The 15,313-nt window shown below is 35.2% G+C and carries 25 protein-coding genes; 17 read left to right on the top strand and 8 right to left on the bottom strand.

From position 1 onward, the window contains the following. Positions 1 to 90: 90 nt before the first annotated feature. Together EKM78_RS10815 and EKM78_RS10820 are read right to left on the bottom strand one after the other, a co-directional pair. Complete coding sequence (locus EKM78_RS10815; RefSeq protein WP_125772146.1) at positions 91 to 1,812, bottom strand: glycosyltransferase family 39 protein; 1,722 nt, start codon at positions 1,810 to 1,812, stop codon at positions 91 to 93. 14 nt (positions 1,813 to 1,826) lie between these two features. After that, positions 1,827 to 2,915, bottom strand: a complete 1,089-nt coding sequence (locus tag EKM78_RS10820) for a glycosyltransferase family 2 protein (RefSeq protein WP_125772185.1) — start codon at positions 2,913 to 2,915, stop codon at positions 1,827 to 1,829. A gap of 108 nt (positions 2,916 to 3,023) precedes the next feature. Here EKM78_RS10820 and EKM78_RS10825 point away from each other — a divergent pair, with 108 nt between their 5' ends. Beyond that, positions 3,024 to 4,082 carry a permease gene (locus EKM78_RS10825; protein WP_125772148.1) on the top strand — a complete coding sequence of 353 codons (1,059 nt, stop codon included), beginning with the start codon at positions 3,024 to 3,026 and terminating at the stop codon, positions 4,080 to 4,082. Positions 4,083 to 4,331: 249 nt separating this feature from the next. On the opposite strand, the gene EKM78_RS10830 is transcribed toward EKM78_RS10825, so the two are convergent. The 5 genes from EKM78_RS10830 to EKM78_RS10850 form a co-directional block, all read right to left on the bottom strand. Next, a complete protein-coding gene (locus EKM78_RS10830) occupies positions 4,332 to 4,538 on the bottom strand; it encodes a hypothetical protein (RefSeq protein ID WP_125772150.1) in 207 nt (68 codons plus the stop codon). Positions 4,539 to 4,863: 325 nt separating this feature from the next. Then, complete coding sequence (locus tag EKM78_RS10835; protein ID WP_125772153.1) at positions 4,864 to 6,000, bottom strand: site-specific integrase; 1,137 nt, start codon at positions 5,998 to 6,000, stop codon at positions 4,864 to 4,866. 67 nt (positions 6,001 to 6,067) lie between these two features. After that, positions 6,068 to 6,874 carry a hypothetical protein gene (locus tag EKM78_RS10840; protein WP_125772155.1) on the bottom strand — a complete coding sequence of 269 codons (807 nt, stop codon included), beginning with the start codon at positions 6,872 to 6,874 and terminating at the stop codon, positions 6,068 to 6,070. 29 nt (positions 6,875 to 6,903) lie between these two features. Beyond that, on the bottom strand, positions 6,904 to 7,287 hold the full coding sequence (locus tag EKM78_RS10845) for an ImmA/IrrE family metallo-endopeptidase (protein ID WP_211334368.1): 384 nt from the start codon (positions 7,285 to 7,287) through the stop codon (positions 6,904 to 6,906). 16 nt (positions 7,288 to 7,303) lie between these two features. Beyond that, entirely contained in the window at positions 7,304 to 7,639 is a 336-nt protein-coding gene (locus EKM78_RS10850) for a helix-turn-helix domain-containing protein (protein ID WP_125772159.1), read from the bottom strand. A 258-nt stretch (positions 7,640 to 7,897) separates the two neighbouring features. On the opposite strand from EKM78_RS10850, the gene EKM78_RS10855 reads away from it, so the two are divergent. Beyond that, positions 7,898 to 8,128 carry a hypothetical protein gene (locus EKM78_RS10855; RefSeq protein WP_125772161.1) on the top strand — a complete coding sequence of 77 codons (231 nt, stop codon included), beginning with the start codon at positions 7,898 to 7,900 and terminating at the stop codon, positions 8,126 to 8,128. A 66-nt stretch (positions 8,129 to 8,194) separates the two neighbouring features. Further along, on the top strand, positions 8,195 to 8,404 hold the full coding sequence (locus EKM78_RS10860) for a Thoeris anti-defense Tad2 family protein (protein WP_125772163.1): 210 nt from the start codon (positions 8,195 to 8,197) through the stop codon (positions 8,402 to 8,404). On the opposite strand, the gene EKM78_RS10865 is transcribed toward EKM78_RS10860, so the two are convergent. Then, positions 8,397 to 8,741 carry a hypothetical protein gene (locus tag EKM78_RS10865; protein WP_125772165.1) on the bottom strand — a complete coding sequence of 115 codons (345 nt, stop codon included), beginning with the start codon at positions 8,739 to 8,741 and terminating at the stop codon, positions 8,397 to 8,399. The genes EKM78_RS10860 and EKM78_RS10865 overlap by 8 nt on opposite strands. Before the next feature lie 61 nt (positions 8,742 to 8,802). On the opposite strand from EKM78_RS10865, the gene EKM78_RS10870 reads away from it, so the two are divergent. From EKM78_RS10870 to EKM78_RS10915, 14 genes are all read left to right on the top strand, one after another. Further along, entirely contained in the window at positions 8,803 to 9,006 is a 204-nt protein-coding gene (locus tag EKM78_RS10870; RefSeq protein ID WP_125772167.1) for a helix-turn-helix domain-containing protein, read from the top strand. 19 nt (positions 9,007 to 9,025) lie between these two features. Next, positions 9,026 to 9,784, top strand: a complete 759-nt coding sequence (locus EKM78_RS10875; RefSeq protein ID WP_125772169.1) for an antA/AntB antirepressor family protein — start codon at positions 9,026 to 9,028, stop codon at positions 9,782 to 9,784. After that, on the top strand, positions 9,784 to 9,981 hold the full coding sequence (locus EKM78_RS10880; protein ID WP_125772171.1) for a hypothetical protein: 198 nt from the start codon (positions 9,784 to 9,786) through the stop codon (positions 9,979 to 9,981). The genes EKM78_RS10875 and EKM78_RS10880 overlap by 1 nt, the downstream gene beginning before the upstream one ends. Then, on the top strand, positions 9,965 to 10,288 hold the full coding sequence (locus EKM78_RS10885) for a DUF771 domain-containing protein (protein WP_125772173.1): 324 nt from the start codon (positions 9,965 to 9,967) through the stop codon (positions 10,286 to 10,288). Before EKM78_RS10880 ends, EKM78_RS10885 begins: the two co-directional genes overlap by 17 nt. Positions 10,289 to 10,631: 343 nt before the next feature. Continuing rightward, complete coding sequence (locus EKM78_RS12820; protein ID WP_164507315.1) at positions 10,632 to 10,769, top strand: hypothetical protein; 138 nt, start codon at positions 10,632 to 10,634, stop codon at positions 10,767 to 10,769. Further along, positions 10,769 to 10,939: a hypothetical protein gene (locus EKM78_RS12825; RefSeq protein ID WP_164507316.1), complete on the top strand. Its 171-nt coding sequence runs from the start codon at positions 10,769 to 10,771 to the stop codon at positions 10,937 to 10,939. Before EKM78_RS12820 ends, EKM78_RS12825 begins: the two co-directional genes overlap by 1 nt. 17 nt (positions 10,940 to 10,956) lie before the next feature. Further along, positions 10,957 to 11,097: a hypothetical protein gene (locus EKM78_RS12830; protein ID WP_164507317.1), complete on the top strand. Its 141-nt coding sequence runs from the start codon at positions 10,957 to 10,959 to the stop codon at positions 11,095 to 11,097. A gap of 14 nt (positions 11,098 to 11,111) precedes the next feature. Next, positions 11,112 to 11,237, top strand: a complete 126-nt coding sequence (locus tag EKM78_RS13335) for a hypothetical protein (protein ID WP_281273630.1) — start codon at positions 11,112 to 11,114, stop codon at positions 11,235 to 11,237. 24 nt (positions 11,238 to 11,261) lie between these two features. After that, positions 11,262 to 11,480, top strand: a complete 219-nt coding sequence (locus EKM78_RS10890; RefSeq protein WP_164507318.1) for a helix-turn-helix transcriptional regulator — start codon at positions 11,262 to 11,264, stop codon at positions 11,478 to 11,480. Between the two features lie 446 nt (positions 11,481 to 11,926). After that, complete coding sequence (locus EKM78_RS10895; protein WP_125772177.1) at positions 11,927 to 12,121, top strand: hypothetical protein; 195 nt, start codon at positions 11,927 to 11,929, stop codon at positions 12,119 to 12,121. Next, positions 12,121 to 12,621: a siphovirus Gp157 family protein gene (locus tag EKM78_RS10900; RefSeq protein WP_125772179.1), complete on the top strand. Its 501-nt coding sequence runs from the start codon at positions 12,121 to 12,123 to the stop codon at positions 12,619 to 12,621. The genes EKM78_RS10895 and EKM78_RS10900 overlap by 1 nt, the downstream gene beginning before the upstream one ends. Positions 12,622 to 12,742: 121 nt before the next feature. Then, a complete protein-coding gene (locus tag EKM78_RS10905) occupies positions 12,743 to 13,996 on the top strand; it encodes a DEAD/DEAH box helicase (RefSeq protein WP_125772187.1) in 1,254 nt (417 codons plus the stop codon). After that, positions 13,984 to 14,517 carry a hypothetical protein gene (locus EKM78_RS10910; RefSeq protein WP_125772181.1) on the top strand — a complete coding sequence of 178 codons (534 nt, stop codon included), beginning with the start codon at positions 13,984 to 13,986 and terminating at the stop codon, positions 14,515 to 14,517. Before EKM78_RS10905 ends, EKM78_RS10910 begins: the two co-directional genes overlap by 13 nt. Next, a complete protein-coding gene (locus EKM78_RS10915) occupies positions 14,514 to 15,266 on the top strand; it encodes an AAA family ATPase (protein WP_125772183.1) in 753 nt (250 codons plus the stop codon). Before EKM78_RS10910 ends, EKM78_RS10915 begins: the two co-directional genes overlap by 4 nt. Positions 15,267 to 15,313 lie beyond the last annotated feature (47 nt).

Genomic DNA, 15,313 nt, shown 5'->3' on the forward strand with positions numbered 1-15,313 from the left:
AACAAAAAATGGACGAAAACCAAAAATCGGTTTTCGTCCATTTTTTATTGTACAGAGAACACTTATGTCACATTCTCATTAAATTTCACTTTAATTATTTGTCAATGATTTCTTTTTAGTCAACCAAGTAGCGATACTGCCAATGGCCAGGGTTAAAGGTAAGTACAAGATCACGTGATATCGACCTTGTACTTCAAAGATCATTGATCCCAAAATAAAGCCGTTGATCATCAACGATAAATAAAAAATATTATTAGTTGATATTAATGGATTGGCGGTTTTTCTTTCAAAAATGAAAATAAATGCCATTGCGATACTGGTAAGGATCAACATGAATTCAAAAAAGATCGTGGAAAATGTTTCAAAAGGATATCGGATATCCGAATATTGAGTTATAAATTTATTTTTGGAATACGTATTGTTGTAAACCCAACCATAGCCGTAGCTTTCATCAGCAAAGTTGGCGTATTTACGTTTCAAAAAGTTAAGCCAGCCAGGACCATTTTTAATTTCTTGCAAATTACTTTTAATGTGAGCATCCATTTGGCGACTCGCCAATTGATTGATCTGATTAGTTGATTTACCAGATTTTTCATCCTTAGTTAATTGATCATACAGCCGATAATTGTACATTCCATTGGTTTTTACAGAAGTGCCGGTTGCTAGACTGTAACGGGTATTGATCGAACTATTTTGGATAGGTAACTGGTAAATGTGGCTATAGATCGTCGTTGAAAAACTAGCAAATAGCATAAATAGAAAGATCAATCCTAAAAAGTAAGCACTACGTGTCAATTTGAAACCGAGTGAAAGTTTGTATGGATAACGAACGAAGATCAAATAGATGATACCCATGACGATCCAAATGCCGATTGTTGGCCGGATCATATAGGCGATGATGGCTAAAAGTGCCATGTTTCTAAAGCTTGCTACCCACTGATCTAAGGTGCTATCTTCTTTGCGATTCATGAAGGTATCAAAGGAGATCATCAACGCTAAAACGACCGTTAAGAAGATCGGCTCGGCTCCATTTAAAATTGAATAAAGATAATAAGCCGGTATCAATGAGAAGATCAATGACGCCATCATGCCAGCTTGTCTATTAAAGTACCTTTTGCCCAATATGTAAATAAAAATACTGTCAAAAAAGGTCAGGAAGATATTAAATAGCTGAGCAGTTGCGTAATTGGTTCCAATCAAAGAATAGGGGATCGAGAACATAATTGCGATATTCAACACATGGGGGAAAAATAAGTTAGTTCCGACCATTTTTTTTGTCCAAAATCCACCTGAAGCGTGTTGGAAAGCAAAGTAATGGTAATTAAAGAAATCAGTTGTTGGGTGAATAGCATAAAACATCACAAATATTAATTTGAAAACTGATAGTAATAGCAAGATCGCAATGAAGAGAAAGAGCGTTTTATCTTTGAGCCATTTGGAAAGCTCGTATATTACTGCAAAAAGCAGAGCACATATTAAGATGAACGATAAAGTCATCCACGGATTCAAAGCCAGATATTGATTGCTGTTCCAGGTGGCGATCGCCATTAGTAAAACTAGTATTACCGCAACACTTACGCTAATACTTTGGCAAATAAACTTTAGGACTTGGATCGTAGTTGGACTTTTTTCTTTGGTACCTGGTTGATTTGTAAATTTATCGTGGCGTCCTTGAGATCCTAGTAAGTCGTGGATCGATTTCTTTAGAGGGAATCCAGGGCTGACTAGGTTATTTCTCCTAGTATGGCCGATGAATCGGTAATGCTTTGGTTGCTGAATACTATGTTTAAAACTTGTCTTAGAACGATTCATAAAGTCCCTCCTAATTAATTCGTGGCATGCGCTGTTTGAGCGTGAGCGGTTTTATCCCACTTTACATGTCCGGTTACTAAATATGAGAAAGCAAAGTAAGGGATGTAGGACAAAATAAAGTTATAAACAATACATTGCCATGACAAGAAGATGCAAGTAAAGACTGAGCGCTGGTGGTCATTTTGATGGTATTCGAGGCCGATCAATGACCAAACGAACAAGGTAAACATCAAGACGATAATAAAGACCATAACGACAGGTAATAGTTTTTGCTTAAAAATGTTATTAAACTGCATGAATGCAGATACACTGTTGGCAACGTTTAAGATCATACTGACAAAAGGCATCGTCAAAAATAGCAACATATCGGTCTTGACGATATTTTTTACTAGTGGTGATAAAAAGAGCTGTTTGGAATACTTGACCCAGCATTGCATCGAACCTTCGCACCAGCGGATCCGTTGCTTCCAAAGAGGAACTAATTTTTGAACAGCTTCTTGATAGACAATCGCTTGTGGCAAGAAAATCGTTTTAAATCCTTGAAGCAGTCCACGGATAGTAAATTCAAAATCTTTCAACAATGAGTTACCCCACTTAACGGATTCAGCCATTTTCAAAGTCGTGAATTGACCGTTGCCAGAAGCAATCGCTTGCCCGATCGTGTTTCGACATTCTTGCATGAAAGAATTTGCACCGAGAAATTCCACATCTTGCATTTTTGAGAGCCAATTATGAGAAGTTGAATTCATTGATACTGCAGTCTGAACCATACCCACGGGATTGTTTTCGAAAGTTCCGATGACCATTTTGATATGATCAGCGGAAATGAAGCCATCAGCATCGACGATCCCAATGATCGTATGAGTAGTGTCAAACTTTGTCGGGAGATTTTGAATAAAGTTCAAGCCGTAATTCAAAGCGCCGCCTTTACCAGTTCGAGCATTGGGTAAAACGCGGTTAAGAACGTAAATATTAGTGTGAGGGCTGGCTAATGTGTGCTGCATTTTCATTAAACGAGCCAGCGTATGATCATCAGAACCATCATTGATCAAAACAATGTTAGTTTTGATAGATCGGTGTAACTTGTTTAATTCCAAAGTCATGTTTTTTACGTAAGAATTGATAGTATTCTCTTCAACAGATTGAAAGTACTTTATACTAAACACCGTGAAAGGGGATTCACAAAAATATTTTCAGGGGGGAGAAATATCATGGAAACTCAAGTTTCGAATAATCGTAATAAGCAGCAAATAGTTTTTGCTGTAATGTTCTTTGTAATTTTGATCGCTGGTATTTTTTATGTAAAATGGTGGCCGTATTACGGGAAAGCAATCACAGCCGCTTCAACTCATTCAGTAGGTGATTCAATAATCGCTGGTGTTGGTGCGAAATCTGCGGGGGTATCGCTTCAGACTGGTTATACATTTACGATCACTTACTTTTTGTCGGTTTGGAAAGCTTTAGCTGCAGCCATCATTGTTGGTTCATTAGTTCAAGTATTGATCCCAGTTCGTTGGGTCCGTCGTTATTTGGGAGGAACCAAATTGAGAAATACTATGATCGGAACGTTGATGGGCGTACCGACAATGATGTGTACTTGTTGTTCAGCACCAGTAACCATTGGCCTTTCTAAATCAAAGGCATCAGTCAACAGCATCATGGCTTTCTTCTTAGCTAATCCATTGTTAAATCCAGCTACCTTGATTTTTATGGGATTAGTTTTAGGATGGAAATTTACCTTCTTTAGATTGATCTTTGGTATCGCCATGGTCATTGTCATCGCCACGTTGGTCGGTAAATTGGCTGGCCAAAAGAAAGTTGCAGTTCCAGATGGCGTTGACTTTGATCCAACCGAAGAAGATCCAGAAAGTTTGCTCAAGCGCTGGTGGAAAGCTTTTTATACTTTGATCATCGATAGTATTCCTGCATACGTTGTAATTGTCTTTTTATTAGGGACATTTGAAGGAGTATTATTCCCTGCTATTCAAGGGGGATTGAGTAGTGGAGCATTAGCAATCTTACTATTCGCATTGGTTGGTACGATCTTCGTGATCCCAACAGCCGGCGAAATTCCCATTATCCAAGCATTGATGGCATTAGGTTTAACAGGTGGTCCAACAGCAGCCTTATTAATGACCTTGCCGGCTGTAAGTATTGTTTCACTAGCCTTGTTGAAACCGGTACTCAGCTGGAAGAGTTTAGGAGTAACAGCAGCATTAGTATTTGCCTTTGGTCTCTTGGCCGGAGTTGTGGGTGCATTTGTGCTATAAAATCACTTTAAATATGAATGTATTAAAAAATGTATTGAACTATCGGCAATAGTTGAAATTACGCTGAAAATTAGCGTAGTTGGGGGAATTGATCGGTTAATTCAAAGATGATTAGTCAGAGAATATAGATCCAAGTTTCAGCTGATCAAGATATTGATCCATTTTGCATAGTTGCTGGTGGTAATAAGTAAAACATTAAATACATCTGCAAGAGGTTCGTTAGAGTAAAAAATACCGGCATCTATTCAACTAGATATCGGCATTTTTTTTCAGCTCTATATTTTTTTCTCTATCATTAAGTAACTGTCTTAGTTCCTTTATATCGTCCATTGTTGCCCGGTTATTGATGAAACTTTTTGCACTGGAACGGGAACGCAAGTATCTCATTCGTTCTTTATTGTTATCGTTCCATTTTTCATTAGCTTTTTTCTTTGCATCAGTGAGTTTATCTGTCATTTTTAACCTCGTTAATGTTTGATCCACGTTAGTTTATTTGGAACAGCGCTGGGGATAATAAAATATCTGATATACGATTTTTAATATTGTTGATACCCTTCAATTGCTATATTTTTGAATTTCATTTAAAAACTATTTGGTTGAAACACTAAAGAATGCAGAAAAATATTGAAGGTACAAAAAAACTGTCATATCAGTGCTTTTACACAATATGACAGCTCTTGAAAACTCAACTATCACCCGTATGGGAATGTTAAGGGGACTGTATATACTGATATTACGGTATTTCTAATCAGCTTGTGTGACATTTGTGTGACGTTATCCATTACCCCAAATTTTCCGTTAATACATTAAGTGCTTTTTCTTCTTGTTGTAATTTTGCTTTTTGAAGTAAGTGAGAATAGGTGTTAAGCGTGATTGCTATATTCTTGTGTCCTAATCTTTGTGATACATAAGACACATCAACACCGTGTGAAATCAAAATTGAAGCATGTGTGTGCCTTAATCCATGAAAAGTAATGATATTGTCAGCATTAACATCAGGACTGCTTAGCTTGCCTCTAAGAGCTTTATTAGCTGCGTTATCTGAAATTATTTTGTGATTACTATTTAGAAATACTAAATTACGCTCATCTCGATATCCTTGTTTAATGAAAAGCTCCTGCTGTTGTTTTTTTAATTTTTTAAGTATAGAAATCAATTCTGTGGATATTTTAATTTCTCGCTCTGAGGTTTCTGTTTTTGTTTTTTTAAATGTTTGAGTTTGATCGTAGTTGAAGCCATGCTCAATGAATACCGTTTGCTTACGAAAGTGAACATTGTCCCAGGTCAATCCAGATACTTCACCAATACGACAACCAGTTAGCAGCGCAAATATGATTTCGTAATTGACAATTGCATGCATGTTTAAATTTTTCATGCAATTTTCTTTTAATCGTTTGGCTTCATCTTCGTTGATGTATTTTGCATCAGGTTTTTTACTTTTAATCTGTGAACTTATACTAACATTGTACGTGAAGTCACTGTATATTATTCGCTCTTCTACGGCGTCCTTTACCATTGCACGAATTCTACTATTAAGTTTTGATACGCTTTCACGAACATGATCCTTTCCATACTCGTTAAGCATGGTTTGATAATTCATTTTTGAAATATCTTTTAGTTTTGTTTCATGAAATGTCTTATTGATTAATTTAGGTATTTGACTATAAATATAATAACTGTGGGGTGTTATATGATCTTTCTTGTAGATCTTGATCCAGTGCCAAGCATAATCGGAAAAAGTAACATTTTCTTTTGATGTTATACCAGATTGTAACCCTTTAAGTTCAATTTCCTCGCCTGCTTTTTGGGCTTCTTTTTTTGTACCGAATCCACTTTTTGATGTTGAATGCTTTTTACCATTCTCATCCCGATACCAAACCCGATAAGACCATTTTGCTTTTCGTTTATATAGTTGCATAATCACACCTCCTAATTTTGGTAAAAATAAATAAGCCTACTTGAGACTTAATTTATTTTTGTTGAAATTACTGGATTTGACCCTTCCAGGTCAAGTCATTAAATTTGATTGTTACTTCATTTCCTGAGTGTTTTAGCCCGACGCCGATTCTTAAATTAACATTTTGTCCTTCTGAAAGAGTGTCCGGAACACCATTATCTCTGTTGGATGATTGAGTACCAATTGTTCCGTTGGAATCTGCAACAGATAGTTCTGATCCATCAAAATCATCCAGTGGAATGTCTCCCTTAACAGAACTAACAGTATAATTAACAATGACATATTGCTGCATACCTGAATAGTTGCTTGAAACATCAACTACCATATCATTTGATGGATCAACCCTTTGCACTGAATTAACCGTAATTGTGGCAACCATATTACTGTTTCCAACCATATCACCTTTACCAAAAGCCATTGACTTAGAACTTGAAGAAGAAATGTTGGAACTACTATCATTATTTGATTCACTATTGACTGTTTCATGAGGATTTATTGTAAACCCTTTAGATTCCTTTTCGCCATCTCTATAGACGGTAATTTTATATTTTCCGGCTCTAACCATTTCAAGGGTCTCCCATTTTTGGCCTGTCGCTGTGTCTGTATAAACTTTTTCACCATCTGAATCGAAAACAGTAAATTTATTTCCTTTATTAGTCTGAAATTTAAAAGTTGCATGTGACTTCTTGTTCATCGTTACAGTATCTTTATCCACATCTAAAAAAAGATGTTCTTGTGGCTTGAACATAAAATAAAGTAAAACTATAACTATTGCAGCCAATAGCCAAATCCACCATTTTTTGTAAAACGCTTTTTTAACTTTCTTATCCTTCATAATATTTCCCCCATAAATATATATTTGTTTTAATCATAATAATTTAGAATCTCTTTTTCAACCATATCCTCTAAATAATGGGGCATATCAAGATCATTCATGAATTTAGTTATATTTACTTGTTCTTTATCTTTTTCTTCTAAATAAAGAGGTAACAATAATCTTATGGCTGTTCTATTTGCATTTCCTTCGATACCTGACTTAGAAGGAGAAAAGTAGAGGCACACATTAGTCTTGTCTTTATTGATAAGATGGCCTAACTCATGTGCTAGTTGAAATGAAAGCTGTTCAGGTTTATACCAATTTTCATTAATAACAATTGTATTAGTAAAAGGATTAGCTGCTGAGGGCGTATGAGATGTAAATTTATCATCTAAGATTACAGAGAAGCCCTTATCGTATGCAATTGCCATTAGTTTCCTAGTTACACTATTTATCATTTCTTCCACCTCGCAGCAAGCGTTTCATTAATTCAATATCTTCAGGAGGAATAGGTCTCCCTTCGAATGTCATAATCACATCATCATCTAAGTCTACTTCGGTAGGCTTATTTTTTTTGCTTGGTTCTGGGTCGTCAGTTTTACCAAGGAGGTAATCTACTGAGACGTGGAGAACATCGGCAACAGTATTTACTTTATCGATAGAAGGTTTCTTTGATTTCCAACTATATATAACATTTTGTTTAAATCCAGCTTTGTCATTTAATTGTGCCAAGCTTAATCCACGTTTTTTTGAAATTTCTTTTATTCGATCAAACATTGCCATATAAGCATTCTCTCCTAATATGACAAATTAATTTAAACTATAGTTACAATATATGTTGACTATTTTAAACTATAGTTATATTATTAATTCATCAAGTAATTAAGCAACAAAAAAACAGAGGCTATCAACTAATAACTTTGGCGAGTGTGTAGGAGATTCCTTGTTTATTGCTTATTTGTTATGCCTACATATTAAACTATAGTTTAAGATTAGTCAACAACTTGATGAACGAATTAAACAATAGAGGAGGTGAGATAAATGCATGAATATTTTCCAGTACACCATCGAAGTGACTCTAGAGAGGTACTTTTGAGTATTGGTAATAAGCCAAAAAGTATTGTTGATGCTTTTAGCGAAGTAACCGAAAAATTATTAAATACAGATTTAAGTTATTCGGAAATGAACGATGTCCTATATTATGCAAACGACTATTTATACAAAAGATCAATGGAATTAAAAAATCCCTTGTCAACTAAGACAAAGGATTGAAAATTTTATCCGAAGCGGGATTTTAAATCAGACAGTGAAGACAAAGATTTAGAGGAGGTGAAAGATATGAAAATACAAGATGCAATTATTGAAGCTAAAGACAAGCAAAAAGGCATCTCACGAAAAAAGTGGATGCCTGGACCGCAAATGATAATGGTTCCCACTAATACTTCTGCCTGTTTTATTATCGTGCCTAAAGACAATATGAAACAGCTAGGTAAGAGATGGAACCCAACAGCCGAAGATATTTTAGCTGACGATTGGATTATTATATAACACTCCCAATTTTTACTATTGCATTTAAAACTTTAGCAGCATTTCTGGAAAACCTATTTTCCATAATATTGATTGCAAGATTTGTAAGGCTTGAAATATAAACTAAATCATCAGCTACTGTGATATCTAAAAGCTTTTGATCACTTAATTCGTGACAGTAGGAGTCAATGTTACTTATAGATTCATCCTTAATAATGTTTTTATGAATATCATCTGAACCTCCAAATTGCTTTGCAAGTTCTCTGTCAGCAAAGGAATCTATTTTGTCTAAGTAATTTTTATAAAGTTTCAGCAAAGTAATTTTGGCACCTTTAGTTAAATAATCGTAATTATCCATTATTTTCACCTCGAATATATATGAATTAATCAAATTATAACAATAGAAAGGAGCTGATTACATGCCAGAACAACAATTCGCAAAAGTAGCGCATGACGTTGAACGATCAATCAAGGTCGCATTGCTTGATCGAGATATGACTCAAAAAGAATTGGCTGAATTGATTCATGCTAATCCACAACAATTGAATAGAGCTATTAAAGGCGACATGACACCTAAGTCACGTGAACTACGCGAACAAGTAGCACGAGTTTTAAATCTATAAAAAAAGAAGGTAAGAAATAATGAATCAATTAATACCAACAAGTACAGATGAACAAGGAAACATTTTAGTAAGTGGAAGAGATTTACATGAATTTTTAAATATTGAAACACCATATGCAAAATGGTTTAGTCGGATGATTGAATATGGATTTAATGAAAATATTGATTATTCAGTTTTAGACAAAATTGTCCAAAACCCCTCTGGAGGTAGACCACAAACAGATCATGCAATGACATTGGATATGGCGAAGGAAATTTCTATGATTCAACGAAACGATAAAGGTAAACAAGCACGTCAATATTTTATTGAAGTCGAAAAGGAATATAAGCAAAATCAAATCGATGTTAATGAACTAAGCCCAGAACTAAAAATGTTCAATCAAATTTTCAAAACGGTGGCAGCTAATGAATTAGAAAATAAGAAACTTAATCATAAAGTTGATAATATCGCTGAAATTGTTTCATTGAACACAACTGACTGGCGTAAAACTTCTCAATCAATTATTAGAAAGATTGCTTTAGCTCAAGGTGGTTACGGAGCTTACAAAGAAGTTGGTAGTGATGCTTACGCTGAAACTGATAGACGTGCCGGAGCTAATTTGAAGATTCGACTTACAAATTTGAAGAAAAATCGACTGGCAAATGGGATGTCAAGAAGCAAAGTAGATAAGACTAATAAGCTGGATGTAATTGATGGTGACAAGCGACTTAAAGAAATCTATATGGCTGTAGTTAAAGATTTTGCTATTAAAAATAAAGTTTGGGAGAACGAATACTAATGACTAATATTTTTTATCCACCTTTAGTGGAAGATGCTTACAAGTTTACAAGAAAACAAGGATTTAATTTAAGTAAAGCAGAGTTATATAAAAAACTTATTGAAGCTAACTTCATTGATGAACACGGTAATGCAACACAATGGGCTATTGATCAAGGGTTTGTTGAAGGAGGTCTAGCCAATGCCACAAACTATTAAGGCTGAAATTGTGATTGAAGTACCAGATGATCATGTCATTATTTCAACTGCAGAATTTAATGAATACCAATCGTTAAAAGATGATGGGCGTTGGTGGACTTCTAAAGACATTGAACAACGATACAACCACAAAATGGATTGGTTCAAACAAAAAATCTTGTATGTTCCCAAGTTTAAAAAGATTTTAGATTCCAAAAATGGTGGTTTCGTTCACTATTCCGATTTAGATGATGGACGTTATTGGAGCTTTGAGCCGAAACGATTCAAGAAATTTATGAAAGATAATTTTGCTGAAATTAATTCTTAAGGAGCAAAGTTTTATGAGAAGCATATCAATACCAGCAATTATATGGTTGCCAGCATTAGTGTGGGCAATTACATACTTACTAACTAAATATCACGGAGTCAGAAATTTCATAAAAGAGTGCTTTGACTTCGACTTGTAGGAGGACTAAATGAGAAAAATAAAAAAAGCTAACTCATGCGGAGATGAGCTAACTTTAAAAAACGTAAGGTTCAAAGGTTCAATTATTTCTGGTCAAACATCGATTCCTTTAAACCATAATGTTCTGCAACTTGTTTACAAGAATCTAAGTAAAATTCTTCATGCAATGAAGCTTTGAAATTATCTAAAAGTAAAGAAGGTATTAATGATGATTAAAGTATCACTAGATTTTTTATTCGTAGTATTCATGACCACAATGCTATCAAGTGTTTTGATTACTAGATATGTGATGATTCACGCACGTAGCAAAGCTAAAAAATTCATGAACGGGTGGTTTGAATGATGGATGAGATCAAAGAGTTAAAGAAAAAGATTAGACATCTAGAAATGATGTTGGCACTAAGTCCAGAGATTCTTGAATGTGGAAAGTATCGAGACTGGGAACTAGTAAAGAAGTACGGTGAACCAGTTAGCATGCCTGATAACTATGAAGTTATTTTGCTAAAAAAATAAACACCCGGAGGTGTCTTATGAATAAAAATTTATATTTAGATAGTGAAGAAAATATAGTCTGTAAAGACGGAGATATTGCAAAAATTATTTTTAATAAGAATCAAGTTGATGCATTAAAGATTGTTGTCGAGGAAATTATATCTAACAGACAACTCTAACGGAGGTGTTAATTATGGAAAAAATAGCTGATTGGTTTGATAAAAACGAAAGATTATTAAATATCCTATCCATGGTCTTGCAGGCAAGTTCCGTTCTGTGTTTTCTTTTAATAATTATTATTCAATATACGGTTCACTAACTAGACCAGAGAGAGGTGATGGTGATGAACAACAGGATTAAAGAACTAAGAAGAGAACAATCTATAAATCAGAAACAATTAGCTGAATATTTTCATGTCAGTCCTTCCACAATTCATGGCTGGGAGCGTGGAGATGTACCAATGTTGATTGACGACTTCCACACGCTTGCACAGATTTTTAAAGTATCAATGGAATATTTAGGAGGTTATACAGATGAAAAAATAAAAAGACTCCTTAATTAAAAGGAGCCACAAGTTGAGGTAACAAATGATCTGACAAACTGGATAGCTACAGGAGGCGACCCATTTGTATTCTGCTTTTTTAAAAGGTAGTTAATTCTAACAAATAAATTTCGCTCATCAGATCACAAGTTAACAGTACTCTCTATTTACTAAAAAGTATATGAAAAGAACTTATTAATAATTATTAGGAGGTGAACGTAATGGATGTGATAACTGACGCATATTATGCAAGGTATCAGTGGGAAATGTTCAGAGATCGAATAGCACACCACGAAAATCTGTATTCAAACATTATGCATGATTACTGGATAGTAGTCAGACAGAAGCATGAAGCTGAAGCTAGGCTTTCAGAATACAAAAAAACTCTTAACCACTGCAATAGCTAAGAGTTCCGAACAGAATAAAATAAATTTACATTCAAATTATAACACGGAGGAACGTTAATTATGAACAAAGAAAAATTAGTTTTAGAAAAACAACCAAAGGCACAAGAAAATTATTCAAAGCCCGTATTCATTGACAGTGATCTTTACAAAAAAATTGTCGAGTTGAAAGCAGAAACTGGTTTACCTATTCGCCAAATTGTTAATCGCTTCGTTGAATATTCAATTGAACACGTTGAAATCAAGGAGAAAAAATAATGGCCACATTATATGAATTAACTGGTAATTACTTGAAATTACTAGAATATGCAGAAGACACTGATCCAACTTTATATCACGACACCATGGACTCAATTGGTGATGATATTGAAGTAAAAGCTACCAATTATGCAAAGGTTATCAAGAATATGGATCAAAGAATTTCTGAGATAAAAGGAGAAATTCAACCGTTCGTTGATGAAACCAAAAGATTAAAAGCAAAAATTCAAACTATTGAAAATAGTCAAAAACGGTTAAAGGCAAACCTTCAAGAATCAATGGAATTAATTGGAAAACAAAAAATTAAAAATGATTTATTCACTATCAATATTCAAGGTAATAAGCCATCACTCAGTATTCCTGATGAGTCGAAGATACCTGCTTACTTAAATAAAACGACTGTTACCCCAGACACAGACCGTATCAAAGAAATGCTCAAGGAAGGAAAAGACGTTCCAGGCGCTGAGCTAGTTCGCACGGAATCGTTAAGGATTAGATAAAGATTGTACAAATTGAGAGATTACCAGTTAGAAGAACTAAACAAGATTTATTCTTCGTTTGATAAAGGCAACCGTTCAATCATTGTACAGTCTCCTCCCTAGAACTGGAAAAACGGTTTTGATGGCTGAAATCGCCCGCCGTGCAACAGACAAGGGCAACCGTATTTTGTTTGTTGTCCACCGTAAAGAGATCGTTGACCAAGTAATTTCGACATTCAAACAACAAGGTGTTGATATGTCACTGGCAAAAATTGGAATGGTACAAACCATAACAAGACATGTGGACACATTAGAACCACCATCAATAATTTTTGTTGATGAGGCGCACCATGTGCTTGCTAAGAGCTATAGACGAATACTTGATAACTTTCCTAAGGCTTTGAAATTGTTATTCACAGCAACACCATATCGCTTAAACGGCGAAGGATTTGAAGAAGTAGCAGACGATTTGATACTAGGAAACTCAATAAAACAATTAATCAAGGATGGATTTCTAGCACCAGTCGATTACTACGCACCAAAACAGTTGGATGTTGATCAATTGAAAGTAAAGCGCAACGGTGAATTCGACGAGAAATCAATTGAGCAGGCGTTCAAGCCTAAGGTGTATGGCAACGCTGTGAAGACATTCCAGAAACTAGCAGGGGACAAGCAGGCTATCGCATATGCATACAACGTGGCTAGCGCTGAACGATTGGCAAGTGAATTAAATGGCAATGGCATTACTGCTAAGGCTGTCAGTGGTAAAACACCAAAGGACGAGCGGAACCAGATAATTCAAGATTATCGAAACGGAAAGATACAGGTTGTAACCAATGCTGAACTTTTCACGGAAGGCTTAGATCTGCCGAATGTAGATGTAGTAATTATGCTACGTCCTACGCAGTCACTATCGTTGTACCTGCAATTCGCTATGCGGTGTATGAACCCACGTGAAGGCAAGACGGCAATCATCATTGATCACGTTGGAAATGTAAACCGATTTGGTTTACCAACAGAGCCACGTGACTGGAAATTGACGGGTTCAAAGAAATCCGGTTCAACTGGCGGTCGTACTGATGTTAAATCAGTGACGGTTTGCCCGAAGTGTTTCATGACGTTTTATAGAACAAAAGATGTGTGTCCCTTCTGTGGCGCAGAGCTTACCGAAGAAAAGGAACTTGAAGTAGTAGAAGATGCCAAACTTGAAAAGGTAAAAGAGGAACGGCTACGTAAAGCTAAATTGATCATGAATGATAGTTTGACTAGAAATATAGCTGATAAGAAGCCTAAAGATTTAACTAGTTATGAAGAAATTAAAGCATATGCACGATTTCACGGGTACAAGAATGGATGGATATTTTATCAAGCTAAGAACAGGGGATGGGTAAAATAGGAGCTTTATTAGATTTAACCGGACGGAGATTCGGAAGATTAGAAGTAATTGGATTTGATCACAGAATTCATAAGCCTTATGGAACGTGGATATATTGGAAATGCAAGTGTGATTGTGGGAATACAAAAGTAGTTAGAAAAGACCACTTAATTTCTGGTGCTACAAAATCATGTGGATGTTTTGAAAAGGAAAATTTGAATAAATTAGCTTTTAAATCAACGCACGAACAATCACATACAAAGCTCTACTACGTTTGGAATTCGATGAAGCAACGGTGTAATAATCCCAAAGTAAAAGGTTATAAAAATTGGGGTGGTAGAGGAATATCGGTATGTGATGAGTGGAAAGATTCATTCTATTCTTTCTATTTATGGGCTACTAATAACGGATATAACCATGGACTAACAATCGACAGAATAGATGTAGATGGGAATTATGAACCGTCAAATTGCCGGTGGGTCACTATGAAAGTACAAGCAAACAATAAAAGAAATAGTAAACACGAGGAGGAAGTTAAATGACTATACTACCAAAAAACGAACCACACCAACCACACAACACGCCCAGAAACTTCTTTATCTGGGGTGCCACTATGAGTGGAAAAAGCTATTTAGCTTCATACTTTCCAGATTCTATCGTATTTAGTACTGACGGTAATGAAAAAAATTCTGGTACTCGACCTACCATTGCATTACAAAACAAAGTTAATGCACAAGGCAAAATTACAGAATCAGTTATCGATATTTTAGATAAGTATATTTTAGCTTTGCGGACGGAACAGCATTCATTCAAGACAGTGGTCATTGATGTTATTGAAGATGTGACTGTATTGATTGAGCAAGCAATATGCATGGAAAACAACGTTAAATCATTGTCTGATATTCCATATGGAAAAGGTTATTCAATGTTTAACTCAATGCTTCAAGAATTGGTTATCGATCTAAAGGCATTAAAAATGAACGTTGTTTATATCAGTCGTGAGGTTACTAAAACAGATTCAAATGATAATCCAGTACCTGCACCAGCATTAAAAGAAAAGTACTACAACGTTGTAAATGGTAACTGTGATTTAGTTATCAGAACTCAACATTTGGGAAGTCGATACGTTCAAACAGTTACAGACATCAGAAGAAAGTACAAAGAATCAGAAATCGAAGACCCGATTATTTTAAAGATTTTAAGTGTAATACCTGGCGCCTTGGTTAAAGACACACAGTCGAAAACACCTACGGCAAGACTGACACGAACAACTAACAAGGATGGTAAATAAACATGAGTTTAAGAGATAGAAAAAACGCATTGGAAGCACAAGGATTT

This window comes from Companilactobacillus furfuricola, assembly GCF_003946325.1.
In the GTDB taxonomy this organism is placed as follows: domain Bacteria; phylum Bacillota; class Bacilli; order Lactobacillales; family Lactobacillaceae; genus Companilactobacillus; species Companilactobacillus furfuricola.

Bases quoted from the DNA above. Each gene is read 5' to 3' on its own strand.
- EKM78_RS10885 (WP_125772173.1), top strand. From the start codon at position 9,965: ATGCCACAAACTATTAAGGCTGAAATTGTGATTGAAGTACCAGATGAT.
- EKM78_RS10870 (WP_125772167.1), top strand. From the start codon at position 8,803: ATGCCAGAACAACAATTCGCAAAAGTAGCGCATGACGTTGAACGATCA.
- EKM78_RS13335 (WP_281273630.1), top strand. From the start codon at position 11,112: ATGGAAAAAATAGCTGATTGGTTTGATAAAAACGAAAGATTATTAAAT.
- EKM78_RS10820 (WP_125772185.1), bottom strand. From the start codon at position 2,915: ATGACTTTGGAATTAAACAAGTTACACCGATCTATCAAAACTAACATT.
- EKM78_RS12825 (WP_164507316.1), top strand. From the start codon at position 10,769: ATGGATGAGATCAAAGAGTTAAAGAAAAAGATTAGACATCTAGAAATG.
- EKM78_RS10850 (WP_125772159.1), bottom strand. From the start codon at position 7,639: ATGGCAATGTTTGATCGAATAAAAGAAATTTCAAAAAAACGTGGATTA.
- EKM78_RS10860 (WP_125772163.1), top strand. From the start codon at position 8,195: ATGAAAATACAAGATGCAATTATTGAAGCTAAAGACAAGCAAAAAGGC.
- EKM78_RS10855 (WP_125772161.1), top strand. From the start codon at position 7,898: ATGCATGAATATTTTCCAGTACACCATCGAAGTGACTCTAGAGAGGTA.
- EKM78_RS10835 (WP_125772153.1), bottom strand. From the start codon at position 6,000: ATGCAACTATATAAACGAAAAGCAAAATGGTCTTATCGGGTTTGGTAT.
- EKM78_RS10865 (WP_125772165.1), bottom strand. From the start codon at position 8,741: ATGGATAATTACGATTATTTAACTAAAGGTGCCAAAATTACTTTGCTG.
- EKM78_RS10815 (WP_125772146.1), bottom strand. From the start codon at position 1,812: ATGAATCGTTCTAAGACAAGTTTTAAACATAGTATTCAGCAACCAAAG.
- EKM78_RS10830 (WP_125772150.1), bottom strand. From the start codon at position 4,538: ATGACAGATAAACTCACTGATGCAAAGAAAAAAGCTAATGAAAAATGG.
- EKM78_RS10895 (WP_125772177.1), top strand. From the start codon at position 11,927: ATGAACAAAGAAAAATTAGTTTTAGAAAAACAACCAAAGGCACAAGAA.
- EKM78_RS10910 (WP_125772181.1), top strand. From the start codon at position 13,984: ATGGGTAAAATAGGAGCTTTATTAGATTTAACCGGACGGAGATTCGGA.
- EKM78_RS12830 (WP_164507317.1), top strand. From the start codon at position 10,957: ATGAATAAAAATTTATATTTAGATAGTGAAGAAAATATAGTCTGTAAA.
- EKM78_RS12820 (WP_164507315.1), top strand. From the start codon at position 10,632: ATGATGATTAAAGTATCACTAGATTTTTTATTCGTAGTATTCATGACC.
- EKM78_RS10900 (WP_125772179.1), top strand. From the start codon at position 12,121: ATGGCCACATTATATGAATTAACTGGTAATTACTTGAAATTACTAGAA.
- EKM78_RS10845 (WP_211334368.1), bottom strand. From the start codon at position 7,287: ATGGCAATTGCATACGATAAGGGCTTCTCTGTAATCTTAGATGATAAA.
- EKM78_RS10875 (WP_125772169.1), top strand. From the start codon at position 9,026: ATGAATCAATTAATACCAACAAGTACAGATGAACAAGGAAACATTTTA.
- EKM78_RS10880 (WP_125772171.1), top strand. From the start codon at position 9,784: ATGACTAATATTTTTTATCCACCTTTAGTGGAAGATGCTTACAAGTTT.
- EKM78_RS10840 (WP_125772155.1), bottom strand. From the start codon at position 6,874: ATGAAGGATAAGAAAGTTAAAAAAGCGTTTTACAAAAAATGGTGGATT.
- EKM78_RS10905 (WP_125772187.1), top strand. From the start codon at position 12,743: ATGGCTGAAATCGCCCGCCGTGCAACAGACAAGGGCAACCGTATTTTG.
- EKM78_RS10890 (WP_164507318.1), top strand. From the start codon at position 11,262: ATGAACAACAGGATTAAAGAACTAAGAAGAGAACAATCTATAAATCAG.
- EKM78_RS10825 (WP_125772148.1), top strand. From the start codon at position 3,024: ATGGAAACTCAAGTTTCGAATAATCGTAATAAGCAGCAAATAGTTTTT.
- EKM78_RS10915 (WP_125772183.1), top strand. From the start codon at position 14,514: ATGACTATACTACCAAAAAACGAACCACACCAACCACACAACACGCCC.